The sequence below is a fragment of the Aureivirga sp. CE67 genome, from assembly GCF_015767245.1.
Lineage (GTDB): Bacteria > Bacteroidota > Bacteroidia > Flavobacteriales > Flavobacteriaceae > Aureivirga.
Genome location: NZ_JADOTV010000012.1, coordinates 88,892 through 113,675 on the forward strand (window position 1 = coordinate 88,892; position 24,784 = coordinate 113,675).

Here is a 24,784-nt window from a genome sequence, read left to right on the forward strand (position 1 = left end):
TTAAAGTTTGCTCTTTTTTTTTAATTATAAAAGAAATTTCAGGAATAAATTTTTGTAGTCTACTGGTATTAAGTGTGTTGTGTTTATTTATTCTATATTGAAGTTGAAAAAAAGTGTAGTTAGACCAAAAAAATCACATGAATTTTTTAAGAATATAGGAAATTTAAAATTTGAAAGGTTTTGTAGATTTAATTGGCTTAGGGATAGCAGCGGCATCCTTTTGCTGCCTGCATTTTTGCAGCAAAAGATATAGCGAATAGCCAGACCTTTTTCCTGAAGTTTTTTACGAAAGGAAAAAGGGAAGCTCCAAAATAAATTAAAACTTGATAATCTCTTTTTTGTCAATACTGATAAGCGATTTTAGTTTATCGCTTACTTTTTTCAATTGCCCTCTGATTTTATCTTTTTTTTCTAAAGCTTCTTCTAGATTTGAGCAAGGAATTGTAAAGTCGTTTCTTGAAAGTAAATCAATCAGAAAAATAGGAATTTCTTCTTCTTTTAATTCTGCATCTCGAAAAATCGTTGGTTTTGTATAATATTGTTCTGTAAATTGGATAATCAGTAAGCTGCCCAATTCTTGATAAAATTTGCTCATAATATCTAATTCTTCCTCAGAAAAATAGATTTGTGCGGTCAACATATAGTATATAAAAATTTGTTCTTTTTTATAGGTAAGCTTAATGTTTCTCTCGATTTTATCTAGTTGAAATTGGACTTGCATTTTTTATTTTGTTTCTTGAAAATGAGTTGTTAAGATACAAAATTATCCAGCTAAATTTAAAATTTCTTTATTATGAATGCTTACTAAAACTTTCAATTTCTTATTAATTACTTTCAGATTATCTTCAATTTTTTTTCTATTTTCAAATAAATCATTTACGTTTTCACAAAGCGTGTTTAATTTCATATCAGCCAAAACATCTGCTAAAATCACATTTTTATTTTCAAACTTTAGTTTGCTTCCAAAAAGTTTTTTAGGTCCATTATACACCTTAGTTGTCACAATTGGATAATCACAAAGAAAATTTCCAAGAGTTTTCAGCATGATTTTTTCGTCATCTGATAAAATAAAATTTGCTTGAAGGTATTTTAAAATCTTCGTTTTTTTTGAAGAAAAGAAAACTTGTGAACAATTATATTCGATTGTTTCTTGGTGATAGCTAAATTGTACTTGCATGACTTTTTGTTTTTATCTCTTTTGTTATCACAAAGATAAATTAGTATATCGCCAAAGGGTGTCGGATTAATTACTTATATTTTTTTTAACTAAAAATAATTTTAATAAATAGTAATTTAAGGAGATAAAATGTTGAGGATATGTGGAAGAAATTTATTTATTTTTTAGTTGGAACTTTATTTTTGGTAGGTTGTAGTAGCGATGATAATGGAGATAATTTTCAAATTTCAGCGAGTTATTTTGAAAATATACGTTTGAATTCAGAAACGCCGATTCAGGTTTTAATTCAACCTGTGATAAATTCTACGGATTCGATTTATAATTATTCTTATAATCTTGATGGAGCTGGGCAAATTCAGATTAAAGATGGCGCTGTTTTAGAGCCAGATGATGAATTTCAGACACAAAAATTGACGAGTACTTTTTTGTTTACACCAACACAATTAGGACCAAATTATATCAATTTTCGAGTTTATAATGCTTCTACTAATAGAGAGTTTAGAATTTTTTATGATGTGATTGCAGAATAATTTACTTTTGTTCTTTCCGTTTTAGAGGAGAAGATTTATTTTACAGAAAAATAAATTTGCATAATTCAAAAGAAAGAATGAAAAAAATAGTAACAATATTAGGAGCTAGGCCACAATTTGTGAAGGCAGCGGTTTTAAGTCGTGTGATTCAAAAATACAATGAAATTGAAGAAGTAATCATTCATACTGGGCAACATTATGACCAGAATATGAGTGATATTTTCTTTGAAGAAATGCAGATACCGAAGCCAAAATACAATTTGCAAATTAATGGACTTCGTCATGGAGCGATGACAGGGCAGATGTTGGAGAAAATTGAAGAGATTTTGGTAGAAGAAAAACCAGATATTGTTGTTATTTATGGAGATACAAATTCTACGCTAGCAGGAGCTTTAGCAGCGAAAAAACTACATATCAAAGTTGTTCATATTGAAGCAGGATTAAGATCTTTCAATATGAAAATGCCAGAAGAAATCAATAGAATTATGACAGATCGTATTTCAGATTTATTGCTTTGTCCAACAGATGCTGCAGTAGAAAATCTGAAAAATGAAGGTTTTGAAAATATGGATGTTATTTTCGAAAAATCTGGTGATATCATGAAAGATGCTGTAGAATATTATAGTACACTTTCAGAAGAAAAATCTTCCGTTGTGGAAGATTTAGATTTAGAAAAAGGAAATTTTGTTTTAGCTACCATTCATCGTCAAGAAAATACGGATGATATTGAGAAATTAAAAGAAATTTTTAAATCTTTAGAAGAAATCAATTCTAAATGTGAAGTTGTAATTCCTTTACATCCAAGAACGAAAAAAATATTAGCAGAACATGATTTAATGTTTCAAATGACAGCGATAGAGCCTGTCGGATATTTTGATATGTTAGAGTTGTTGAAGAATTGTAAAATGGTGCTTACAGATTCTGGAGGATTGCAAAAAGAAGCTTTTTTCAACCAAAAACCTTGTATTATTGCAAGAGAAGAAACTGAATGGACAGAATTAGTTTCTAATGGTTTTGCAAAATTGGTTGGATCTGATTTGGAGAAAATTTTGACTGCTTTTTATGATTTTTCAGAAGAAAACCTTGATTTTTCAATGAATTTATTTGGTGAAAATGTTGGAGAAACAATTTATCAATCCATTTTAAAATTATAATATGAGTGTTGTTTTATCACAATCTTTTCGAAACACACTAATTCTTTTTCTTGGTTTTGCTATTGGAGGAATCAATACGTTGTTTTTATACACACATTTTATTGATGAGGATTATTACGGTTTAGTAACTTTCCTTTTTTCTGCCGCCAATCTGATTTTACCTTTGGTAGTTTTCGGTACACAACACACAATTATCAAGTTTTTTTCAAGTTTTTCGACCAAAGAAAAACAAGATCAATTTTTGAGTTTTACTTTGCTGATGCCTTTGTTTTTTATCATTCCTCTCGGGTTGATAGGAACCACTTTTTATAATGGAATTTCCACATGGATTTCTTCTAAAAATGCAATTATAAAAAATTATAGTTTTATTATCTTTTTCTCTGCAATTTTTATGGGATATTTTGAGGTTTTTTATGCTTGGACAAAAGTGAAATTAAAATCGGTTTTCGGGAATTTTGTCAAAGAAATATTTCATAGAGTTTGTGCTACAATTTTGTTGTTTTTGGTTTATTTTAAAGTCATAAATGAAGAGCAATTTGTTTTGGCAATGCTTGCTGTTTATTTCTTCAGAATGCTGATTATGATTGTATATGCTTTGATTGTTTATACACCAAAATTCAATTTTACGATTCCAGATAATGTAAAACAGCTTTTTTCTTATTCCTTTTTTATTATTGTAGCTGGTTCAGCTGGAAGTATTTTGCTGGAAATTGATAAAGTGATGATTCCTCAACTGATAGAAATTGAAGAAGTTGCTTATTATTCGGTGGCAATTTATATTGGTTCTGTAGTTGGAATTCCACTTCGTGCTATGCAACAAATCATTACGCCACTTACCGCAAAAGCGTTGAATAATAACGATAATAATGAAGTAGAACGATTGTATCATAAAAGTTCGATTAATTTGTTAGTTGTTGGAGGTTTGTTGTTTCTATTAATCAATTTGAACATTTTAGATATGTACAAAATTATTAATAAACCAAGTTATACGGAAGGAATTTGGGTGGTGTTGATTATTTCTATTGCAAAACTTTTTGATATGCTTTTAGGAACGAATAAAATCATAATTGCAAATTCTAAATACTACAGATTATTCTTTTATATTTCTGTGGGAATGGCTTTAACTGTGATTGTTTTCAATAGAATTTTAATTGCAAAAATTGGAAATGATGGAGCAGCTTTAGCAACTTTGATTACCAATGTAATTTTCGGAATTGTTGGAATTGTTTTAGTCAAAAGAAAATTTGGTTTTCTTCCTTTTACATCTAAAACTTGGATTTCCATAGCTTGTATTGTGATCGCTTTTTTAGGTTTTTCTCAAATTCCAAATGATGCTTTTACTTTTATAAAAGATATTATTGTTTTTGATAAAAACATAAGTCCAGTACTTTCTATAATTATTCGATCTATTTTGGTAAGCTTCTTGTATCTTGTTGTAATTTATAGTCTTAAATTATCGTTAGATTTAAATAAGACAATTCAAAATATCATTCAAAAACGAAAATTATTTTAAAATAAAATATATGAGAACAACATTACTTTTTTCTTTATTCTTAATCGGAATTTTAAATTCTATAGGACAAAATTTGGTTAAAAACCCGAGTTTTGAAAACACAAAAGAATGTGCGCATACTTTGGATATGATTCAAGGAAATGTAGAAAATTGGACAAAAGGAAATCTAGCAACACCAGATTTGTTCAATGCATGTTTTAAAGAAGGAAAAGAGAATGTTGGTCTGATTAATAATTTTGCAGGATCTCAACAAGCAAAATCTGGTCAAAACTATATTGGATTTATTGTTTTAAAAGATGGCGGAAATTATCGAGAATACATTCAAGGAGAGTTAATTGATACATTAGAGCAACATAGAAAATATCGTTTGAGTTTTTATATCAGTAGTGCAGAATCTTATAATTATTCGATAAAAGATTTGGGTGTAGTTTTTTTAGAAAAACCAATAATTGTTCCTACAAATAAAATTATCACAAAACCAGATATTCAGCGATATTCTAAGAAATTACACTATAAAGAAATCAATTCTGATACTTTTTGGGATGATCAAGAAAATTGGCAAAAAGTAACTTTAGAATTTATAGCAGAAGGATATGAAACCTTCTTTGTGATAGGAAATTTTAGAGCTACAAATGGTACAGAAAAAAAGGCGAAACCTGGAGAATTTGAAAAGAAAGGTTATGCATATTATTTTTTAGATATGGTTGAAATGATTCCTTTGGAGAAAATTGAGCCAGAACCAGAGCCAGAAGTTGAGGAAATCGCAATAGAAATAGATACAAAATATACTTTAAAAGATGTTTTGTTTGAAACGAATAAAGCAACTTTGGTAGAAGATTCTCTGAAAGAATTAGAAAAACTTGCAGCTTATTTGAAAAGACATCCAGAATTTAAAATTGAAATCCACGGACATACGGATAATGTCGGTAGTTTGTTGTTTAATCATAATTTATCCATTGATCGAGCAAAAGCGGTTGCACAGTATTTTATTTCCAAAGAAATTGAAGAAGAAAGAATTAAAACAAAAGGATATGGAAACTCTCGACCAGTAGCTTCTAACGAAACAGAAGAAGGAAGAGCAAAGAATAGGAGAGTGGAGTTTTTTATTCGAAAAAAATAGCGAAAAATTAGAGAAGTCTAGTTACATTTGCATTTCAAAATTTTATACAATATGTTGAATTTTAATGGAAGTGTAATTACGGAAGCAGAATTGAATATTTCTAGTAAAAATAGAGCTTTCAATTACGGAGATGCAATTTTTGAAACGATTAAAGTTTTAGGTGGAAAAGTGGTTTTTACTGAAGATCATTATTTCCGTTTAATGGCTTCAATGCGAATGCTTCGTATGGAAATTCCGATGAGCTTTACACTTGAATTTTTTGAAGAAGAAGTTTTAAAAACAATTCCAAATAAAGAAGATAATTTCCGAATACGTTTTACAGTTTCTAGAAAAGATGGAGGATTATACACACCAGAGTCTAGAGATATTGATTATTTAGTTACTTCTGCGCCTTTGACAGTTGCGATTAAAGAAAAATATACGGTAGATTTATTTAAAGATTATTATGTGTATTCTGGTTTACTTTCTACAGTGAAAACAACAAATAAAATGTTGAATGTTGTAGCGAGTATTTTTGCAGAAGAAAATGAGTTGGATAACTGTATTTTATTAAACGAGAAAAAACACGTTGCAGAAGTAATCAACGGGAATTTCTTTTTGGTAAAAGGAGATGAAATCATCACACCAGCATTGACAGAAGGATGTGTAAAAGGAGTAGTGAGAAAGAAACTTTTAGAGATTATTTCAAAGAATATGAACATGACTTTAAAAGAGGCTACAATTTCTCCTTTTGATTTACTAAAAGCGGATGAGTTGTTTATTACAAATGCAATTGTAGGAATTCAATCTATTACAAATTATAGAAAGAAAGTTTACGGAACAGAAGTTGCAGACGAATTAAGAGTACAATTGGAAAGATTAATGAATATGTAATTTTTCAAGAAAAAATAAAGAAAAAAGGATTAAGCTTTTCAGTAAGTTTAATCCTTTTTTAGTTTAAGTTCGGATTGCTAGGAGCGTTTGCCCAAATAGCGTAGTCGCCACCCATTTTTAGAAGCTGATTTTTCCAGATGTTAGAATCATCAATCTTCAGAATGTTTTTATATTTATTTTCAACAACAAGCCAAGAATCGATTTTGATTTCTTCTAGCAATTGAGAAGAACCCCAACCAGAATAACCTAAAAAGAAACGAATATCGTCTTCACTTAATTTATCTTCATTTAAAAGAGTATTTACAATTTTAAAATCTCCTCCCCAAAATATTCCATCAGCAACTTCAATACTGTTCGGAATCAAATCAGGAACTTTATGAATAAAATAAAGGTTTTCTTGTTCTACAGGTCCACCATGATAAATCTTAAAAGAGCTTTTTACACTCGGAATTAAATCATGTAAGGTGTATTTTGTAGGCTTGTTCAAAATAAATCCAACAGAACCTTCATTTTGGTTATGCTCGGTTAAAAGTATAACAGTTCTATTAAATGAAGAGTCATTTAAAATAGATGGTTCGGCAACCAGTAAGTTTCCTTTTATTGGATTTTTTAAGATCATTAGAAATAAATTTTTGAATACTTAAATTTAAATATTTTAGGTACAAAAAAAGCTTTCTTTATTGTTAAAAGAAAGCCTTTTAATTATATTTTAATATAAAATTTAGTTTACAGAATCTGCTAAAGAAGCTCCTGCTTTAAATTTTACAACATTTTTAGCAGCGATTTGGATTTCTTTCCCTGTTTGAGGGTTTCTTCCAGTTCTTGCTTCTCTCTTAGATACAGACCAAGTTCCCCATCCTACTAAAGCAACTTTATCACCTTTCTTTAAAGACTCAGTTACGTTGTTCGTTAAAGACTCTAAAGCAGCTTTTGCAGCAGTTTTAGAAATTCCTGCGTCAGCAGCCATTGCATCAATTAAATCTGATTTGTTCATAATTTAAAATGTTGAATTAATTTGGTTAAACAATATATTTATTCAAAAATTGTATAACAAATATAGACGGAATGAGGGTTTACACAAGTTTTATCCCAAAAAAAACCATAAATTGTTAATAACTCAGTGAAATTGTTAATAACCTCCTCGCTAAAAAGCTTGAAATGGGCTAAAACAATAGTAAAATCAGTACATGCGAGCGTTTTCCTCAAAGCTAAATCCGTTCATCAAACTTTTAGAATCCATTAACTTTTTTCCTGATAGTTTTAAAGAGTTAATTTTCAAAAATCCGTCCTTTACAGCTACTTTTAAATCCGATTTTGAAGCTACAATTTGTCCGTTTTCTAAAGAATGTTCTTCATATACTTTTTCTACATTATAAATCTTAGCAGAAAGTTCTTTTTCTCCAGAAATTATATTTGTCCAAGCTGCAGGATATGGATTTAGACCACGAATATGATTATAAATAGCTTCTAAATTATTTTCCCAATTAATTTTACAAGTATCTGTGTGGATTTTGTATGCTGTCTTTTCTTCTTTCTCAGGTTGCTTTTGTGTTGTTACTTTATCTTCTGCAATTAATTTTACAGTTTCTACAACCACCTCACTTCCCATGTGCATCAAACGATCATGAAGTTCTCCAACAGTTTCTGATTCTGAAATTGGTGTTTCTTTTTGTAAAATAATTTCTCCCGTATCAATTTTTTCATCGATAAAGAAAGAAGTAACTCCAGTTTTTGTTTCTCCATTGATAATTGCCCAGTTAATTGGCGCAGCACCACGATATTCTGGAAGAAGCGAAGCATGAAGATTGAAAGTTCCATATTCTGGCATTCCCCAAACTACTTTTGGCAACATACGGAAAGCAACCACAATATTTAAATTTGGCTTATAACTTTCTAATTCTGCTAAAAACTCCTCATTTTTCAAATTTGTTGGTTGTAAAACAGGAAGATTTTTCTCTAAAGCATATTTTTTTACCGCAGATTGATTCAATTTTCTTCCTCTTCCTGCTGGTTTGTCTGGCGCAGTAATTACTGCAACAACATTATAATTATTTTCTAATAATCCGTCCAAAATAGTCACAGCAAAATCTGGTGTTCCCATAAAGACGATTCTCAAATCTCTCATTTTAGCTTGGTTTTAATCGTTAAAATTAGACTTACGATTTTCTTTTGAATTGATAAATAGAACTTTAGTTTAAAAATAAGATTATTTGACTAATTCAAAATTGTTTTGCGAAGATAATCGAATTAATTTTTTTTCAAGAAGAATATTTAAAGCATAAAGTGTGTTTTCTTGACCAAAACCAAAATGCGCAATAATTTCTCTTGAAGTCGCTTTTTCTTTTGTTTTTAAATAGCTCAAAATACTTTTGCAAAAGCTCTGGAAATCTACTTTTTTACTTTTCGATTTTTTAGAAATACAAACATCACAAATTCCACAATCTGCATCTGATTTTTCAGAGAAATAAGCCAAAATTTGCTTACTTCTACAAATATCATCTTCTTCAATCAAGGAAACAAAATTGTCGATTTTATGCTTTTTTAATTTATTTTGTTGTTCTATGGTTTTCGAAATCCTATTTATCGTTCGATCATCTTCTCGTGGAACTAAAAACTGAAGTTCTGCTTTGTTCGAAGATTGTCGATATTCTAAAATTTCTTCTTGTTGTAATTCTTCCAAATATTGAATAATCACTCTTTTAGAAAGATGTAATTTTTTACTTAAAACACTTTCATCAATTGGAACAAAATTTTCAAACAAACCTCCATAATTTCGAATCAAAATTTTCAGCAGATGACTTTTTAAAGTATCTCGTTCAATATATCGAATTGCATAATTACTCGGAACTAAAACCTGTAGCGAAGATTTTTTATTAAAATTTCTATCAATTGCAATGATATTTTCTCTTTCTAAATAATTAAAAGCATTGAAAGCTTTTTGAGGCGAAAAATTATAAGTAGTACAAAATTCTTGTAAATCAAAAAGAAAAGTTTCTTCAGGAATTTCTCCATTTGAAATACGAAAATATTGATTCAACTGTTTATAAATACTTTTTACAAAAGAAACAGAAGCTTCGTTTTTCTCATTTTTAGTTCTAAGCTGGTATAAATCTTCCTCATTATATAAAACTGCCGAAAATGCTTTTCCCAAATCACGACCAGCTCTTCCAGCTTCTTGCACATAATTTTCGATAGAATTTGGCAGCGTATAATGAATTACTACACGAACATTTGCTTTGTCAATTCCCATTCCGAAAGCATTGGTAGCAATAATCGTAGAAGTTTTTTCTTCAAACCAATTTTCAAAAGTTTTGTCTTTTTCTTCCTGCGTCAATCCTGCATGGAAAAAAGAAGTAGAAAATCCTCTTTGATTTAGATAATTACTCAATTTCTCCGTTCCCATTCGATTATTGGTATAAATAATCACAGGTTTATTTCGAAATTTCTGTAAAATCTGTTCAATTCTCGAAATTTTATCTTCTGTTTTAAAAAACTGATATGCTAAATTTTTCTTGTAAAAGGATTTTTTGAAAAAAGTAAAATCTTTAAATTCTAGATTTTTAGCAATGTCTTTTAAAACTTGATTTGTAGCCGTAGCAGTCAATGCAACAATTGGAATATTCGGTTGAATTTCTCGAATTTTTTTAATCTGCAAATAAGAAGGTCTAAAATCATGTCCCCATTCCGAAATACAATGCGCTTCATCAATTGCCACAAAAGAAATTGGTAATTCTTTTAGTTTTTCTTGAATCAAACTAGATTGTAATCTTTCTGGAGAAATATAGAGAAATTTATATTTTCCAAACTTCAAATTATCAAAAGTTCGGACAATATCATTCTGCGTCATTTTTGGTAAAAATGACAAAGCTCGAATATTTCTTTTTTCTAATTGTTGGATTTGATCTTTGATCAGAGCGAGTAGGGGAGAGATAACAACGCAAATTCCTTCAGAAAGCAAAGCTGGAACTTGGTAACAAATGGATTTTCCTCCTCCGGTAGGTAAAAGTGCAATCGTATCTTTTTTGTCAAGAATCGATTGAATTATTTCCTCTTGACCTTCTTTAAAAGAATTATACTTCCAATACTTTTGTAGAATGTCAAGAGGAGATTGTTGCATTTTTTAGTTTATATTTTTTAGAATAAATTCTGTTCTTTCTTCAATATTTCCAAAAGGAACTTCTACAATTTTATAACCTAGCTCTTCGTAAGCTCTTTTCAAATGGTTATGAATTGCTAATAATTGCTCAAAAGACTCGTATCTTTCATTATCAGTGATGTAGATTTTTTCCCAAGGTGGCATTAAAAATACTTGATCGTATTTATATTTCAAACTACTTTCTTTATAAATTTCTGGATAGTCGATGCTGATGTAGTTCATGTAAGCGTGAACATCTGGAATTCCTCTGTCGAAAAACACTACAGAATTATCTGAGTTTTCTGCATCTATATATTGTTGGATTCTTCCTTCTAATAACATTTTACTGAAAAGTAGCGGATCTGTTAAAAATAACTGATCAATACCTTCCTCTTGTGCTTTCCTTGTAACTTCTCTCGAAATCTCTGGCATACACAAATATTCTCTACGAATCAACTCATTTAAAACAGTTGATTTTCCCGTTCCTGGACCACCGATGATTAATACCTTCTTTTGCATGTGCAAAAATAGTATATTAGTTGAATTTAGAAAGTTAAAAGCTTAAAAAAGATAGATTGCTTCAGGGTTTTGGTCGGTTTTGATGATTTTTAAAAATAAATATTTGACATGAATTAATTGTAGTAATGTTATTTTTAATTTCATTTATTTTTATTTAAATATATTTTTAATGTTAAATAATTAAGAAAAATATAAAATAAAAAATCAATAAAATGAGTGTTTTTTAAGGTGAAATTTGTTTGAAATTAAGCTGAAAAATGTCCAATTTAGAACAGAAAATCAATTTTATTCATTGAAAAATTTACAGAAAAAAGCAGATAAAATGATTTTAATGGAAAAAAATGTCTCAAAAAATAGTTTTAAAAAAGCTTTTAAATAAAAATTTCCAAAACGAAAAAGAGAATTCATTTTGGAAATTTATTAGATTTTATCAGGCTTACTCTGAGTATTCCCGAATTTAGAAATTAAATACTGTTTTCATCCCAGCGCCAAGGCCAAGAATATTTATTTAAATAGTTATAGTTTATAAATAAATCTAATGCTTTTTTATTTTTAAAATCGGTTTTAATTTCATTTTGATTTGTGATTTCTACACTGAAAATTTTGCTTTTTTCTTCTTCTGAAAACTCTTTGTTATGATCAATTGTTTTCATGTAATCAAGATTGCTCAATCGGAAAGTCTTTTTGTTACGAGATGAAATTGAAAAATACTCATTTTCTTTTTCTTCTAGGTTTTGAAAAACTGAAACAGCTTCTTCAGAAATTGGAAAATAAGTTCCACTTTCTAAAGGATTTTCAGAATAGTTTTTGTTGAAAATATCTATAGTTTGTAAAAAGCTTTGATTGAAATATCTTTTCGTTTTCTTTGAGAAAAGATTTTGAAAAACAATAATATCATTATTTCCATCAATTGGATTTGCGATGATTTCCCCATTTTGAGTAAGTTCAACATTGTTGAAGTTAGAAGAGAAATCCCAATGTGTTATTGGTTTAAACTTTCCATCTTGATATTGATAAATGATACTTCCATTTTTTTCATTTAACATAAACATATTAGAATCCAAAGACCAGAAGAAATTAAAACTTCCAAAACGATCATAATCCAATTCTAAATCTAGTCCTTCTGCATTTGGAAGTACTTGAGCAGTTACACATTCATTGTTTTTCCAATAAGAAATAATTCTTTTTTTATGAAAACAAAATACATCCTCATTGTGTGGATTTACAAACAATAGTCTCGCACTTTTATTTTCATAACTGAAAACTTTTTCCAACTCTGGATAAACTTCTAAATCTATCAAATAATCTGTGATATACTCTTTATTACTATCATATGGAATGTTCAAATAAAATCCATGAGCCTGTGCTAGTTTATTCGATTTATTTAAAACAAAAGACCTTGGATTTATCTCATATGCTTTTTCGTCCGAATCTACTTCTTCCAATGTTTCAGCGTCATAAACATAAAGATAACTATGGAAAAGTGTTTCTCTATATTGATAATCGTCTAAGCGAATGAAAAAATATTTGTCATTTCCAGCCCATTCTGGATTCAGAAAAGTGTAAGATTTTACATTATGTGGCGTGTCAAATTCTTCTATTTTATAGTTTTGTAAATCAGATGCATCTAAGTGAATGATCTTTGCTTTTTCACATTTTTGATTAAACAAAACAATTTTAGTTCCATCCGAATTTATATCCCAATAAGGTGTGTTTTCTCCTTTTATTTCAATACTATTTTCTCCAAAATTTTTAAGAGGAATAATCCAAAGAGAACTGTCTACAGCAACTGTAAAATAATCGCTATTTGGACTCCATTTCAGATAATAATTTTCAGCATAAGAAGAATCTGTATTTCCATTTAATTGAATTGCATCGATAAATCCTCCAGTTTCATTTTCCCAAAGTTTTAAGCAAGTTTCTCCATCTTCTATTTTTGAAAAATAGATATTTAAAGAAACTGTATATTTTCCATCAGGACTCAAATATTTAAAATTTTGATAATCCTTCTTTTCCATCACAGTGAATGGTGTTTTTAAAACCAATTTATCTTTCAATTTATTGGTGATTTGATGATGTAAATCTGTGATTCCTTCTTTTTCTTCTAAATCAAAAAGATATGTTCTAAGTTCCTCAAAGTTCGTTTCAAAATCATAGTTTTCCCAAGAATCTGGTAGTTGAAATACTGTTTTTTTCTTTGGTAAAATAGCTTCTTTGAAAGAAATATTTTTATGTAATCTTTTTAAATATTCTTTTTCTAGAGCTTCTTTTTCTTTTTGTTTGATTGTTTCAGAATCTACTTCTTCTGTTTCTGTAATTTCTTTTACTAAATAATCAGAAGAAATCCTAGATGCTAAAGAGAATGAATAAATTCCATGATCCTTTTCATTGATAAATACGATGTTTTCATCTTTTGTATAAAAAGGAGCTTTTATTTTTATAATTTCTGAAGTTAAATTTTCATGACTAAGTTTTTCTTCTTTAAAATCTATAGTTATAATTTTTCCAGAATTTAGAATTATTTCAAAAATATCTTCTTTTGGAGTAGGGTAGAAACCAACAGAATTTTCATAATTTGGATGTTCATATTCGAATTTTTTAACCAAAGTACCATCAAGATTGTACTTTGAAAAAATATAATTGAAAGAATAGCGTTTTTTTCCTCTGATAGTTTCTTCAGTGATAATATAAATATGATTTTCATGAACCATATAGTCTATCAAATTATGTAGTCTAATTTCCATCATAAACCATTCCGATAATTTTGTAGTTTTTTCATCAAATTGGCAGAATATGAAATTATTATCATCAATTTGTTTCAGAATTTCAAATTTAGATCTTTGAAAAAGAGGGTTTTTAATAATAAAATTACCTTTTGCAATTTCTCTTTGTTCCATTCCAAAAACATCACTGTAAATCAATTGTTCGTCGGTTCCTTGTAATATTTGATTTTTTTGAGTGATAAAAGTATTGAAGCGAAAAGGAGGAAGAGCAGATTCTATTTCAATTTTATTTTCAACATTTAGATAATAAATTTTCTGATTATTAATCAATAAAACATGATCTCCAAAAGCATCGAAAATAGTACCATATAAACTAGTAAGATTTTCTTTTAGTTCTAATTTTGAATTATTTTTGATGTTGATAAATTTGTCATTTTTATTATTAAGGATAATATTGTTTTTGTGACAAAATAGATAAGAAGTCTTTTTAAATGTTTCTATAAAATAATTATTAGGAGTCCTGAAATCAGAATATTTTTCTGCAAAAGTAGGATAATCATGTTTTTGAACGTAAAAAATCTCTTTATTGTATTTGTCAAAAATATTTGGGATTTCTGTTAGATGACAAGTGTAAAAAGCATCTTCAAAAATAATAGAAACAGAATTATCAATTAAAAAATAAATGCGAGTATTCTTAGGAATTTGATAAGAATCAATTGTATTTTTATGAGAGCCATCAGAATTATTCAAATCGTATCTTCGAACTCTTAATTTGTATTTATCATATTCCTGATATTGCTGAAATATGTTTATAGTATCTTCATTGTTATTCCAGTGATAATCTTCTAATGCTGTATAAGAATCAAAATAATCAATTTCTACAGATTTTATTTCTTTAAAATTTTCGAGATTTAAAATATTAAACTCACCATTATTTCTCATAAAAGTAAGTTTATCTCCATAAATTTTAAAATCAATTCCATATTTTGTTGTTTCTAAATAGTAGAATTCATTTTTTAAAATATTATAAATCCAAATAACATTATTTTGAGATTTATTCTTGAAAATATAAATAACATGAATTTTATCTTCTAAAAAGTAGCAGTTTTTTAATTTTTTATCCTCATGAGGAAGAAGAAATTTTTTTATAGCTTCAGAACAATCTTCTTCAGGTTTAAAATCAGGGTGAATTGTTGGTTTTTCATTATGCAAAAATGTTAGATTTTCTCCTGAATATTTATCAAAGGAAATCCAGCCTTTTGAAGTAGATAAAACTAATTTTCCGTCAATTTCTGTAATAGCTTTAGTTTTATCAAAATTACTTAAGAAATGAGATTTATCATCATGTCGAATCGTGTATTTGTTTTTAATCAGAACTTCATTATTTTCAAAATTAAAAAGACAAAAATCTAATATAAATTGATCTTTATAATCATCTAATTCATATGCAATATATTCATTTGGAACATTAGTTTTAAAAATTCCACTTATCTCCATGAAAGGGTCTAGTTTACAAAGTAATTTATCTTCCAAAGATTTGATGTATAAGACTTTATTTGTTACAAGAAATAGCAATTCATTTTCAGAGTCAAAGAATTGAATTGGAGTGTCGATTCTACAATGGATATAAGATTCATTTGGTTCTAATAAAGTAGTTTTTTTCATAATTGTTAACAAATTTTATTTTAGATATAATGTTTTTATTAAAAGTCTAATTTAAGAATTGAATTTGTTTTTGACTTGTTTCTGAAATAGATAATTTTAAATATTGAAATAAAAATTAGATTATCGAATTTACTAGATGATTTCTTGTTTTCGGTATTTAATAATTAATTGTTCAGTGGTTTAAATTTTCATTTCCATTTCAAATTGATCTACAATAGTTTTAAAATTATTTTTTTCAATAAATTGAATTTTCTCTTCATATTGTTCTTCAATATTGATCAATTTTATAGGATTTATTTTTGAATTTATTCCATAAAATAATCTTTCATAAATCTTATTTATAGAATTATTTTCTATAATTTGAAATTGAGAAATGTTTCCAAAAGAATTGATGATAAAATAAGATTCGATTTTGTCTTTATTTTGAATATAAAAATACTTAGATTCCCCACTTGTGATAGAATTCTTGTGATTATCCCAAGAATGAATTTCATTAGGATAATTCCAGTTAAAATTTTCTTTTTCAACAGATTTAATTTCAAAATCTAAGGATGAAACCTCTATGTTTTCAAAATCAGAAATATAACATTTGTATTTTTTACAAATTTCAAAACCAACTTTTTGATACACATGAATTGCATTTTGATTTTCTCTTATAACTTCTAATTTCAATAAAGTAAAATCATTTTCTTTCAAATGTTTTAAAGCGAAATCATAAATTTTACTAGTAATTTTTTGCCCTCGATAATTTGGAATTACTCCAGTTCCTGTATTGAAAGCAACTTTTTCTCCATCACGAAAATCAATTCCATGAATAATTAATCCAACTAATTTTTCTTCATCAAACATTCCATAAGAAAATCGAAAATCCACTTTGGCAGCTTTCCAACGAATTTTATAATAATCAGAATCTTGTGGCATTTTTACATAATAATCAGAAAAAGATTCTAAAAAACAATTTAATATAACTTCAAATGGTATGTTTTCTAAGGTTTTTATTTTCATTTTTTAAATAGATTTAATTTTTCTCCCTTGAATTTTCTCCAAAAGATAGAAATAAAACATTAATAGAATAAATATTTTATATAACACTTGAAATCAAAAGGGAAATAGATATTATAGAAATGAAGATATAAATAGGATGAAAATAAATATTATGAAAACCAAAGAAATAAAATTGAAGTAGGAACTAAGAGAGAAATAATTAGTCTTAAGAAACTATTTAATAAAATAAAAAGTACATTAACTATTTTCAGAATAAGAGATTTTGGGTCGAAAATAGTTGAATGTACTCTTTAATTACTAACTCAATTGCTACCATCTTGGCTCATCATGATGCCAACCTGGAGCTTCAAACTCTGTCTTTAGAGAATCAATATATTCAGTTGGATACTGAATAGCATTTTCAAAAACTGGAAGTTTTACAACAACATCTATATTTTCTGAATCCAGTTTTTTAATTTCATTATCAAAATTATGAATCCAATCTTCTGCAAAGAATAATAAATTCATCAATTTTTCTCTATCCACATCCTGAGAATAATGAAAATTATATTCAATAATTTCAATCAGTTTTTTATACGCTTTTTTTAATCGCATTCCCTGAAAAATCTTCTGATTTGATTCAAAATGAGAAGCAGCCATTTCACATCTTTCCAGCGCGATAATAAGGTGTTTTACTTCGTACATAGTTTATCTTCTAACTTTTTTACAAAAAACCTGCTCCATATAATATTTATACATAAAAAATGGATCTAAGTTTTTCTGAAACATTTTAGGATATACAGCTTTCCAAAGGTCATCTTCTAGAAAACGAACCAAAATTTTCGTTTCTTCTGGCGTTTGATGAATAATTACTGGAGTGAACGAATCATTTCCAACAACTTCATCTGTAGTGTATTGATATTTAATTTCTGTCATATCTTTGAAAATAACTTCTTTTTTGTATCGATAAACTTTACAATTCAATGTATCTTCAATATCTCGAAATTCAATCAAAACATCGCCTTCTGACTTTTCTCCAATGGAAAGAATTTTTACTGTAAAAGGAACCGAACCTTCATTTCCAACATATTGATGGACGTTCATTCCTAGTTTTGGTTTTGCCATAGTTTTAAAAAAAGAGAAAGTTTGAAAAATATAGATAAATCTTGATTTCGAATTTTATAACCCCCATTATAAAATATGAACAAAGTAATTTTTACTATTTAGCTTTTCGAGTTTTGTTTCTCAACTCAAATAAATATTTTTCATTTTTCAAACTTCTCTTCGGAATTTAGATTAGAGCTTAATTATATTTGTGTCAGATTTATTTTGTAGCTTATTAAATTGCTATTTTGAAGGCTTTTTTGGAGTGCATAGCATAGCTATGGACGAGAAAAAAGACAAAAAAGAGCTTTTAAGAAACGAACAAAATATTTTGATATAAATTTAAATAAGCTCTCCTTATTATAAGCAACATTTTAAAATGTCAAAAAAAGATTATAGAGCCCCCTCGATAAGTTCTTTTAAATAATAAACTCTGTCTTCCACATTACCAATATTAGTTGTAGTTTCATGATCTAAAGTCAAAATCCCATCTTCAAATTTTGCCCAATCTCTTGCTGACCAAATATCGTTTTCATTTTTGATAACAATCTTTTTCAACACCTCTTGCATAGCTTCTTTCCCCATATCATCTTGGCAAATATCTTTGAAAGTTTCAATTTGTGGTTGGAAATAAATAGCAGGAATTGCTTCATCATATAAATCTACATTTCCGTCTTTTGCTAATGTTTCCCACTCAACTTCTACAGGAACATCAAATCCTAAAGTGTCAATTAATTCCGATTTTAAAGTTTCGAAGTTGTTTTCTTGAAAGTTTTTTATTGCTCTTTTTTCTTTAAGTCCCATAATTGTTATGTTTTTTTAGTTTTTGTTGATTACAAAATTCCTAAACAATCAGGAAGATAAAAACACAAGAAATTGGGTTATTTTTCACCCTGTTTTCAGGGGGTAATTTTTTGAATAAAAAAAGCTATTTCAAAAATAGAAATAGCTTGTTGTGATTTTTTTACTTGAATATTAAGTTATTAACATTCGATATACCCTTTTTTGATCGCATATTTTGTAAGCCCAGCAATGTTTTTAGCATTGATTTTTGCCATAATATTTTTTCGATAACTTTCTACAGTATGTTTACTGATAAATAATTTTTCAGCAATTTCTAAAGTAGTAAACTCTTGAGAAATTAGTTTCAATACATCAATTTCTCTCTTTGTAAGTTTAATTTCTTGTGTGTTTTTCGAGTTGATATTATACTCCAAAAAGATGTTTTTTATTTCTTGCGAAAAATATTTTTCTCCATTCAAAATAGTTCGAATAGCCTTTAAAAGCTCCGAAATCTCCGTGTTTTTCGGAATATATCCATCTACTTTTGCATCAATCAGCTGGCTGATAATTCTTCCTTCCAAATGCATACTTACCATCAGAACTTTAATATTCGGATGTTTTTCTTTGATATAATTATTCACTTCCATTCCGTTCATTTCCGGCATAGACATATCGCAAATAATCAAATCAATTTGTTCATTTTGGTTAATATCAATGTATTTTATCAGTTTTTGTCCATTATTTGCTGTGTAAAGTATTCTGAAATCTTCTTCAAGCTTCAATATTTTATGCAGTCCATCTACAAAAAGATTATGATCATCAGCAATTAATAAATTATATTTCATGTAATATTTCCTTGTGTTTTTTCAGTGGTATGGTAAACGAAAAAGTAAATCCTCGCATCGGATGTGCGTCAATATTACTAATTCCATTTAGTTTATTCGTTCGTTTTTCAATACTTTTTAGTCCAAGACCCGAATTTATTTCTGTTAATTCAAAGCCTTTTCCATCATCTTCATAAATAAAACTCACTTCATCTTCGTGTAAAGTGATGTGAATCTCGACATTTTCAGCATTTGCATGTTTCAAAGTATTACTGATAAGTTCTTGGATTATCTTATAAAATTCGACTAAATATTTTTCCTCTAAATTATTTATTTCAAATTCTGGAAACAAATTTAAATGAAATTCTATTTCTGTAGAGTTTTCTATGTTTTGAATGTAATTTGAAATTGTTTCAGAAAACTTTCCTTGATAAACTCTGTTTTCCATTAAGCTATGCGATAAATCTCTAACTTGCTCGTAAGTATGATTTATTTGCTTGCTGATAGAATTCCAACGTTGGTGTTTTTGGATTAAATTTCCTATCTGAAGCTTAATTGCAGCAATATTTCCACCAATCGTATCATGAAGTTCTTGAGCAATTCGTTCCCTTTCTTTTTTCTGACCTTCCAGAGAAGCATTAATGATCTCAATTTCCTGATTTTTAATCAAGCTTTCGATTTTTTGTTGGTTAATGATTTCCTGTTTTTGGTGTAGTAAGTTTTTGGTTTTTAATTTTTTTAGATAAAAATAAATCGCAATAAAAATGAAAATTAAAATAATAGAAATACTAATAATTGTAATAATACGAATCATTCGCATTCTTTCATTTTTTTCTTTTTCTAAAGTTCTTTTTTTCTGTAAAAGTTCTAATTCTGTATTTTGAATCTTAGCTAAATTATTCAGTTTTTCAATTTCAAATTTCTGAGATTGCTCTTTTAGTTGATTTTCAAGCTCCAGATTTTGATAAGCTTTTTTCTGATTTTGAATAACTAATTCTTTCTCTTTTTTCAACATCTGAAGTGCCTGAATTTCTTTTTCTTTTCGATAAGCTTCAAATTCGATTTCTAGTTTTTTAATTTCTTTTTCGTTCTGTAATTCATCAATTTCATCTTGAAGTTGCGTGTATTTTACCAAATAATCATAAGCTTTTGATTTATTATTATCTGCGAGCTCACAAAGTTCTAATTCCTTTAAAATCTGCAATTGACGACTTTTGATATTTTTATCTAAGCTAGTAGGGTAAATAGACCAAAGAATTTCTTTAGCTTTTTGATTTTCGCCAATTTCTCTAAAGAGCATTGCTTTTTTCAAATAAATATCAAGAGAGAAAGCATCAAAATTATGCTCATTAGAATAATCTTTTGCAATATTTAAATAATCCAGAGCTTCCTGATATTTTTTTAGGTTTAAATAATTTCCCCCAAGATTTAAATTTCCAATAATCAATCCTCTTATTTGATTATTTTCTTTACTTAATTCAATAGCTTTAAAAAGGTAATTATTGGATTTAGTATAATTTTCATTATCCGAATAAATCAAAGCAAGATTAATTAATGCTGCGATAATAAATTCTGGTTTTTCTTTATAATTCAAACATTCTTCAAAATATGGAACGGCTTTTTTATCTTCATTTTTATTTGTATAACATAGAGCCAAACCATTTAAGTGACGATAATAAAAATCCTTAAAATTTATCTTTTCAGCTATTTTCAATCCTTCAATATGCCATTTGATCGATTCGTCAATTAAACCTTCATTTAGCAAAGAAATCGCTTTAGAATTATAAGCGGAAGTCAATCTTTTCAGAGATAATTCATCGGTTCTATCACCAATAAGTTCAATAAATTTTGAATTATAATATTTAGAAGAATCAATATTTCGATAAATACTATGATATTGATTAAGCAGATTGACCGCTTTTATTTTTGAATTAAAATCTTTCTCATTTTTATAAATATAGTGAAGTTTTTTATAGATGTTTTCACTTTCTTTCCCGATAAGTTTTAAATGTGCAGTTTTAAAAAATAACGGCACATCTTCAATTTCTTTTTGTTGTGAAAAAAGAGTAGAAGAGTAGAAGAGAAGGCATAAAAAATAGAATAGATATTTTTTCATGCTCGAAATTAAAGAAGAATTTTTGGAAATAAAAAACTCAAGACCTAAAAGATCTTGAGTTTCGAAATTTATATTTGGTTTTTGTTTAGTTCAAAAAAAAGGAGAAACCTGTTCTAAAATTAAATCTAGAATTGTAATATTCATAACCACTAAAGCTAGAAGGTTTTGAGTAAACATATTGTGCTGCTACATCAAAAGATACATTTTTGAAGATAAAAAAAGCAACACCAAAACTACCACTATAAGTATTTATTTTTTTTTCAATCTCGTTCGCATTTTTATAGAAATATTTTTCTTTTCCAAATAAATATGCTCCTTCTATGAAAGGCTTTATTTTTTTACTTGCAAAATAGTATCTAACATATGGACCAATATTAAAAACTTTAGTTTCATCTCCACGATATTTTCGATTTGTGTATCCAAGATTTATACCTCCAGCAAGATTATTTAAGATAAAATAACCTCCACTTATTTCTATTCCAAACAAATTTTCTTTAAATGATGTAATCGAACTATCATATTCTTTAATTTTTTGAGTTTTTTTACTGAAAGAGAAACTAGTGTTTCCATTTACAAGAAAAGAACCTTTTTCTGTTTGAGCTTTAATGGTTAAAGTACCTAGAAAAACCATGCTTGCTAGAATCCATTTTTTCATGCTAATTTTTTGTTTTTTATTTAAACGGGTGCGAAATTAATGTTAAAAAATAAAATAAACAATAAAAAATAAATTATTTATAAGTTAAATGAAGATAAGTAAGGTTAAAAATATTTGGTAAGTATATGAAAGAAAAAAACCAGCTAAAGGAAGCTGGTTTTTTAACTAAATCAATTAATACTAAATAAAATCTTTGTTTTGATTTAGTACTATAACTCTTTTTTATTTATTTTATTTTAAAAACTGTGCAGAAAGTTTTTCAGCTTTTCTAGATTCAGAATAATCGTAGAATCCTTCACCAGACTTAACTCCTAATTTTCCAGCAGTTACCATGTTTACTAATAATGGACATGGAGCATATTTTGGGTTTCCAAATCCTTCGTGTAACACGTTTAAGATAGATAAACAAACATCTAATCCGATGAAATCAGCTAATTGTAATGGTCCCATAGGGTGCGCCATTCCTAATTTCATTACAGTGTCAATTTCATAAACTCCAGCAACTCCTTCGTATAAAGAATAAATTGCTTCGTTAATCATTGGCATTAAGATTCTGTTTGCGATGAATCCTGGGTAATCGTTTACTTCAACAGGAACTTTCTTTAAAGTTTTAGATAATTCCATAATCGTTTCAGTAACCTCATCAGAAGTAGAATATCCACGGATAATTTCTACTAATTTCATGATTGGCACTGGGTTCATGAAGTGCATTCCGATTACTTTTGCTGGTCTTCCAGTTACAGAAGCAATTTTAGTAATAGAAATAGAAGAAGTATTTGTAGCTAAGATTGTTTTCTCAGGAGATAATTCATCTAATTGCTTGAAGATTTTTAATTTTAAATCTACGTTTTCCGTAGCAGCTTCTACAACTAAATCAGCATCTTTTACACCTTCTTCCATAGAAGTAAGTGTAGTAATGTTTCCTAAAGTAGCATTTTTGTCCTCTTCAGAGATTTTTTCTTTTGCTACCATTCTATCTAAATTCTTAGAAATAGTTGCAATTCCTCTTTCTAAAGAAGCTTCAGAAATATCTACTAAATTTACTGTAAATCCAGTTTGAGCAAATACGTGAGCAATTCCATTCCCCATAGTACCAGCTCCGATAACTGTAATATTTTTCATGTTATTTTGTTAATTTTTTAATTATTCTTGGGTTTATTATTTGTTGAAACAAGCAATAATTTGATGTGCAACTTTCAATGCGTCCGTTCCATTTTCTAATGTTACGATAGGATCTGTATCATTATTAATAGCATCAGCAAAAGTTTCTAATTCATCAAGAATTGCATTGTTTGGATGAATCTTAGGATTTTCGAAGTAAATTTGTTTTTTTACTCCTTCTGCATTTTGAAGAATCATTGCGAACTCATCTGGACTTTCAGGAGCATCCTTCATTTTTACAACTTCACTTTTCTTTTCTAAGAAATCAACAGAAATATAAGCGTCCTTCTGGAAGAAACGAGATTTACGCATATTTTTCATTGAAATTCTACTAGAAGTTAAGTTCGCTACACATCCGTTTTCAAATTCTATACGAGCATTTGCAATATCAGGAGTTTCACTAATTACAGAAACACCACTTGCGTTAATACTTTTTACTTTAGATTTTACGACACTTAAGATAATATCAATATCGTGAATCATTAAATCTAAAACTACAGGAACATCAGTTCCTCTTGGGTTGAATTCAGCTAAACGATGCGTTTCGATAAACATTGGAGAATCCATCACGTCTTTAACAGCAGTGAAAGAAGGGTTGAATCTTTCTACGTGACCAACTTGTCCTTTTACTCCGTGTTCTCTTGAAAGTTCTAATAATTTTTCAGCTTCCTCAATTGTGTTAGTAATTGGCTTTTCGATGAAGATGTTCTTTCCTTTTTCAATGGCTTGAACAGCACAATCAAAATGAGAAAGTGTTGGAGTTACAATATCTACAACATCTACGGCATCAATTAATTCATCAATTGTAGCAAAGGCTTTATATCCAAATTCTTCTGAAACTTTTTTTGCATTTTCCTCACTTGGGTCATAAAAACCTACAAGTTCGTATTTCGAAGATTGTTTTAATAACTTTAAATGTATTTTACCAAGGTGACCTGCACCTAAAACGCCAGCTTTTAACATAAAAATTTGTTTTGAACAAAAGTAACATTTTTTAATGATAAATATTTAATTTTATAGATTCAAAAAAGAAGGGAAAGTGAAAGATACATTTAAGCATCAGGGGATGAGAAATCAGCTAGTGAAAACGCTGATAGATAAAGGGATAAAAGATGTAGATGTCTTGAAAGCAATACAGAAAATTCCAAGACATTATTTTATGGATTCAAGTTTTGAAAGTTTTGCTTATCAAGATAAGGCATTTCCGATAGCTGCTGAACAAACAATTTCGCAGCCTTATACGGTTGCTTTTCAATCAGAATTATTAGGTGTAAAACCTAATGATAAAATTTTGGAAATAGGAACAGGTTCTGGTTATCAGACTGCTGTGCTTATTGAGATGAAAGCAAAAGTATATACTATAGAAAGACAACAAGAATTGTTTAAAAAAACAAAAGATTTTTTACCACAAATAGGTTATAATCCTAGATACATGTCTTTTGGAGATGGTTATAAAGGAATAAAAGAATTTGCTCCTTATGACGGAATTATAGTTACAGCAGGAGCTCCATATATTCCAAAAGAATTATTGGTTCAATTAAAAATTGGAGGTAAATTAGTGATTCCTGTAGGAGTAGAAGAACAAGAAATGACTGTATTGACAAGAACCTCAGAATTGGATTTTGAGAAACGTAAATATGGTAGTTTTAGATTTGTTCCTATGTTAAAGAAAAAGAATTAATTGATTGATTTTCAATTATTTTAACAAATATTAGTAATTTCTTATTAAAAACATGTTTGAGAATTAT

At 28.0% G+C, this 24,784-nt stretch carries 23 protein-coding genes; 6 read left to right on the top strand and 17 right to left on the bottom strand.

Features of this window, described 5'->3' with window-relative positions:
- Nucleotides 1-316: 316 nt before the first annotated feature.
- Both I0K12_RS14135 and I0K12_RS14140 read right to left on the bottom strand, forming a co-directional pair.
- Nucleotides 317-721, bottom strand: coding sequence for a hypothetical protein (locus tag I0K12_RS14135; protein WP_196888782.1), 405 nt, complete (start codon nucleotides 719-721; stop codon nucleotides 317-319).
- A 42-nt stretch (nucleotides 722-763) separates the two neighbouring features.
- Nucleotides 764-1,177 carry a hypothetical protein gene (locus tag I0K12_RS14140; protein WP_196888783.1) on the bottom strand — a complete coding sequence of 138 codons (414 nt, stop codon included), beginning with the start codon at nucleotides 1,175-1,177 and terminating at the stop codon, nucleotides 764-766.
- 140 nt (nucleotides 1,178-1,317) lie between these two features.
- Here I0K12_RS14140 and I0K12_RS14145 point away from each other — a divergent pair, with 140 nt between their 5' ends.
- The 5 genes from I0K12_RS14145 to I0K12_RS14165 all read left to right on the top strand — a co-directional run bounded on the left by I0K12_RS14145 (nucleotide 1,318) and on the right by I0K12_RS14165 (nucleotide 6,367).
- Nucleotides 1,318-1,707 (top strand): hypothetical protein, encoded by a 390-nt coding sequence (locus tag I0K12_RS14145; protein WP_196888784.1) that lies wholly within the window; start codon nucleotides 1,318-1,320, stop codon nucleotides 1,705-1,707.
- A 77-nt stretch (nucleotides 1,708-1,784) separates the two neighbouring features.
- Nucleotides 1,785-2,861, top strand: coding sequence for a non-hydrolyzing UDP-N-acetylglucosamine 2-epimerase (gene wecB / locus I0K12_RS14150; protein ID WP_196888785.1), 1,077 nt, complete (start codon nucleotides 1,785-1,787; stop codon nucleotides 2,859-2,861).
- A 1-nt stretch (nucleotide 2,862) separates the two neighbouring features.
- Nucleotides 2,863-4,374, top strand: coding sequence for a lipopolysaccharide biosynthesis protein (locus tag I0K12_RS14155; protein WP_196888786.1), 1,512 nt, complete (start codon nucleotides 2,863-2,865; stop codon nucleotides 4,372-4,374).
- Nucleotides 4,375-4,384: 10 nt separating this feature from the next.
- Entirely contained in the window at nucleotides 4,385-5,494 is a 1,110-nt protein-coding gene (locus tag I0K12_RS14160; protein WP_196888787.1) for an OmpA family protein, read from the top strand.
- A gap of 51 nt (nucleotides 5,495-5,545) precedes the next feature.
- Nucleotides 5,546-6,367, top strand: coding sequence for an aminotransferase class IV (locus I0K12_RS14165; protein ID WP_196888788.1), 822 nt, complete (start codon nucleotides 5,546-5,548; stop codon nucleotides 6,365-6,367).
- A 58-nt stretch (nucleotides 6,368-6,425) separates the two neighbouring features.
- Here the strand turns inward: I0K12_RS14165 and I0K12_RS14170 are convergent, their stop codons facing one another.
- From I0K12_RS14170 to I0K12_RS14240, 15 genes are all read right to left on the bottom strand, one after another.
- Nucleotides 6,426-6,986: a YqgE/AlgH family protein gene (locus I0K12_RS14170; protein WP_196888789.1), complete on the bottom strand. Its 561-nt coding sequence runs from the start codon at nucleotides 6,984-6,986 to the stop codon at nucleotides 6,426-6,428.
- Between the two features lie 102 nt (nucleotides 6,987-7,088).
- Nucleotides 7,089-7,361, bottom strand: a complete 273-nt coding sequence (locus tag I0K12_RS14175; RefSeq protein ID WP_196888790.1) for an HU family DNA-binding protein — start codon at nucleotides 7,359-7,361, stop codon at nucleotides 7,089-7,091.
- Between the two features lie 186 nt (nucleotides 7,362-7,547).
- Nucleotides 7,548-8,492: a methionyl-tRNA formyltransferase gene (gene fmt, locus I0K12_RS14180; protein ID WP_196888791.1), complete on the bottom strand. Its 945-nt coding sequence runs from the start codon at nucleotides 8,490-8,492 to the stop codon at nucleotides 7,548-7,550.
- Nucleotides 8,493-8,573: 81 nt separating this feature from the next.
- On the bottom strand, nucleotides 8,574-10,484 hold the full coding sequence (locus I0K12_RS14185) for an ATP-dependent DNA helicase RecQ (RefSeq protein ID WP_196888792.1): 1,911 nt from the start codon (nucleotides 10,482-10,484) through the stop codon (nucleotides 8,574-8,576).
- Between the two features lie 3 nt (nucleotides 10,485-10,487).
- Nucleotides 10,488-11,021, bottom strand: a complete 534-nt coding sequence (locus I0K12_RS14190) for an AAA family ATPase (RefSeq protein ID WP_196888793.1) — start codon at nucleotides 11,019-11,021, stop codon at nucleotides 10,488-10,490.
- Between the two features lie 464 nt (nucleotides 11,022-11,485).
- Nucleotides 11,486-15,409, bottom strand: coding sequence for a hypothetical protein (locus tag I0K12_RS14195; RefSeq protein ID WP_196888794.1), 3,924 nt, complete (start codon nucleotides 15,407-15,409; stop codon nucleotides 11,486-11,488).
- Between the two features lie 180 nt (nucleotides 15,410-15,589).
- A complete protein-coding gene (locus I0K12_RS14200) occupies nucleotides 15,590-16,414 on the bottom strand; it encodes a GNAT family N-acetyltransferase (protein ID WP_196888795.1) in 825 nt (274 codons plus the stop codon).
- A 309-nt stretch (nucleotides 16,415-16,723) separates the two neighbouring features.
- Nucleotides 16,724-17,098, bottom strand: a complete 375-nt coding sequence (locus I0K12_RS14205; protein ID WP_196888796.1) for a hypothetical protein — start codon at nucleotides 17,096-17,098, stop codon at nucleotides 16,724-16,726.
- 3 nt (nucleotides 17,099-17,101) lie between these two features.
- Nucleotides 17,102-17,518, bottom strand: coding sequence for a hypothetical protein (locus I0K12_RS14210; protein ID WP_196888797.1), 417 nt, complete (start codon nucleotides 17,516-17,518; stop codon nucleotides 17,102-17,104).
- 372 nt (nucleotides 17,519-17,890) lie between these two features.
- On the bottom strand, nucleotides 17,891-18,301 hold the full coding sequence (locus I0K12_RS14215) for a hypothetical protein (protein WP_196888798.1): 411 nt from the start codon (nucleotides 18,299-18,301) through the stop codon (nucleotides 17,891-17,893).
- A 179-nt stretch (nucleotides 18,302-18,480) separates the two neighbouring features.
- Nucleotides 18,481-19,125 carry a response regulator transcription factor gene (locus tag I0K12_RS14220; RefSeq protein ID WP_196888799.1) on the bottom strand — a complete coding sequence of 215 codons (645 nt, stop codon included), beginning with the start codon at nucleotides 19,123-19,125 and terminating at the stop codon, nucleotides 18,481-18,483.
- Complete coding sequence (locus I0K12_RS14225; protein ID WP_196888800.1) at nucleotides 19,115-21,220, bottom strand: ATP-binding protein; 2,106 nt, start codon at nucleotides 21,218-21,220, stop codon at nucleotides 19,115-19,117. The genes I0K12_RS14220 and I0K12_RS14225 overlap by 11 nt, the downstream gene beginning before the upstream one ends.
- An 85-nt stretch (nucleotides 21,221-21,305) precedes the next feature.
- Entirely contained in the window at nucleotides 21,306-21,875 is a 570-nt protein-coding gene (locus I0K12_RS14230; protein ID WP_196888801.1) for an outer membrane beta-barrel protein, read from the bottom strand.
- 231 nt (nucleotides 21,876-22,106) lie between these two features.
- Complete coding sequence (locus I0K12_RS14235; protein WP_196888802.1) at nucleotides 22,107-22,997, bottom strand: 3-hydroxybutyryl-CoA dehydrogenase; 891 nt, start codon at nucleotides 22,995-22,997, stop codon at nucleotides 22,107-22,109.
- Between the two features lie 36 nt (nucleotides 22,998-23,033).
- Nucleotides 23,034-23,999 carry a Gfo/Idh/MocA family protein gene (locus I0K12_RS14240; protein ID WP_196888803.1) on the bottom strand — a complete coding sequence of 322 codons (966 nt, stop codon included), beginning with the start codon at nucleotides 23,997-23,999 and terminating at the stop codon, nucleotides 23,034-23,036.
- Nucleotides 24,000-24,075: 76 nt separating this feature from the next.
- On the opposite strand from I0K12_RS14240, the gene I0K12_RS14245 reads away from it, so the two are divergent.
- The gene (locus tag I0K12_RS14245) at nucleotides 24,076-24,717 is read left to right on the top strand and encodes a protein-L-isoaspartate(D-aspartate) O-methyltransferase (RefSeq protein WP_196888804.1); all 642 of its coding nucleotides are present in this window, start codon (nucleotides 24,076-24,078) and stop codon (nucleotides 24,715-24,717) included.
- Nucleotides 24,718-24,784 lie beyond the last annotated feature (67 nt).

Bases quoted from the DNA above. Each gene is read 5' to 3' on its own strand.
- I0K12_RS14135 (WP_196888782.1), bottom strand. From the start codon at position 721: ATGCAAGTCCAATTTCAACTAGATAAAATCGAGAGAAACATTAAGCTT.
- I0K12_RS14140 (WP_196888783.1), bottom strand. From the start codon at position 1,177: ATGCAAGTACAATTTAGCTATCACCAAGAAACAATCGAATATAATTGT.
- I0K12_RS14145 (WP_196888784.1), top strand. From the start codon at position 1,318: ATGTGGAAGAAATTTATTTATTTTTTAGTTGGAACTTTATTTTTGGTA.
- wecB (WP_196888785.1), top strand. From the start codon at position 1,785: ATGAAAAAAATAGTAACAATATTAGGAGCTAGGCCACAATTTGTGAAG.
- I0K12_RS14155 (WP_196888786.1), top strand. From the start codon at position 2,863: ATGAGTGTTGTTTTATCACAATCTTTTCGAAACACACTAATTCTTTTT.
- I0K12_RS14160 (WP_196888787.1), top strand. From the start codon at position 4,385: ATGAGAACAACATTACTTTTTTCTTTATTCTTAATCGGAATTTTAAAT.
- I0K12_RS14165 (WP_196888788.1), top strand. From the start codon at position 5,546: ATGTTGAATTTTAATGGAAGTGTAATTACGGAAGCAGAATTGAATATT.
- I0K12_RS14170 (WP_196888789.1), bottom strand. From the start codon at position 6,986: ATGATCTTAAAAAATCCAATAAAAGGAAACTTACTGGTTGCCGAACCA.
- I0K12_RS14175 (WP_196888790.1), bottom strand. From the start codon at position 7,361: ATGAACAAATCAGATTTAATTGATGCAATGGCTGCTGACGCAGGAATT.
- fmt (WP_196888791.1), bottom strand. From the start codon at position 8,492: ATGAGAGATTTGAGAATCGTCTTTATGGGAACACCAGATTTTGCTGTG.
- I0K12_RS14185 (WP_196888792.1), bottom strand. From the start codon at position 10,484: ATGCAACAATCTCCTCTTGACATTCTACAAAAGTATTGGAAGTATAAT.
- I0K12_RS14190 (WP_196888793.1), bottom strand. From the start codon at position 11,021: ATGCAAAAGAAGGTATTAATCATCGGTGGTCCAGGAACGGGAAAATCA.
- I0K12_RS14195 (WP_196888794.1), bottom strand. From the start codon at position 15,409: ATGAAAAAAACTACTTTATTAGAACCAAATGAATCTTATATCCATTGT.
- I0K12_RS14200 (WP_196888795.1), bottom strand. From the start codon at position 16,414: ATGAAAATAAAAACCTTAGAAAACATACCATTTGAAGTTATATTAAAT.
- I0K12_RS14205 (WP_196888796.1), bottom strand. From the start codon at position 17,098: ATGTACGAAGTAAAACACCTTATTATCGCGCTGGAAAGATGTGAAATG.
- I0K12_RS14210 (WP_196888797.1), bottom strand. From the start codon at position 17,518: ATGGCAAAACCAAAACTAGGAATGAACGTCCATCAATATGTTGGAAAT.
- I0K12_RS14215 (WP_196888798.1), bottom strand. From the start codon at position 18,301: ATGGGACTTAAAGAAAAAAGAGCAATAAAAAACTTTCAAGAAAACAAC.
- I0K12_RS14220 (WP_196888799.1), bottom strand. From the start codon at position 19,125: ATGAAATATAATTTATTAATTGCTGATGATCATAATCTTTTTGTAGAT.
- I0K12_RS14225 (WP_196888800.1), bottom strand. From the start codon at position 21,220: ATGAAAAAATATCTATTCTATTTTTTATGCCTTCTCTTCTACTCTTCT.
- I0K12_RS14230 (WP_196888801.1), bottom strand. From the start codon at position 21,875: ATGAAAAAATGGATTCTAGCAAGCATGGTTTTTCTAGGTACTTTAACC.
- I0K12_RS14235 (WP_196888802.1), bottom strand. From the start codon at position 22,997: ATGAAAAATATTACAGTTATCGGAGCTGGTACTATGGGGAATGGAATT.
- I0K12_RS14240 (WP_196888803.1), bottom strand. From the start codon at position 23,999: ATGTTAAAAGCTGGCGTTTTAGGTGCAGGTCACCTTGGTAAAATACAT.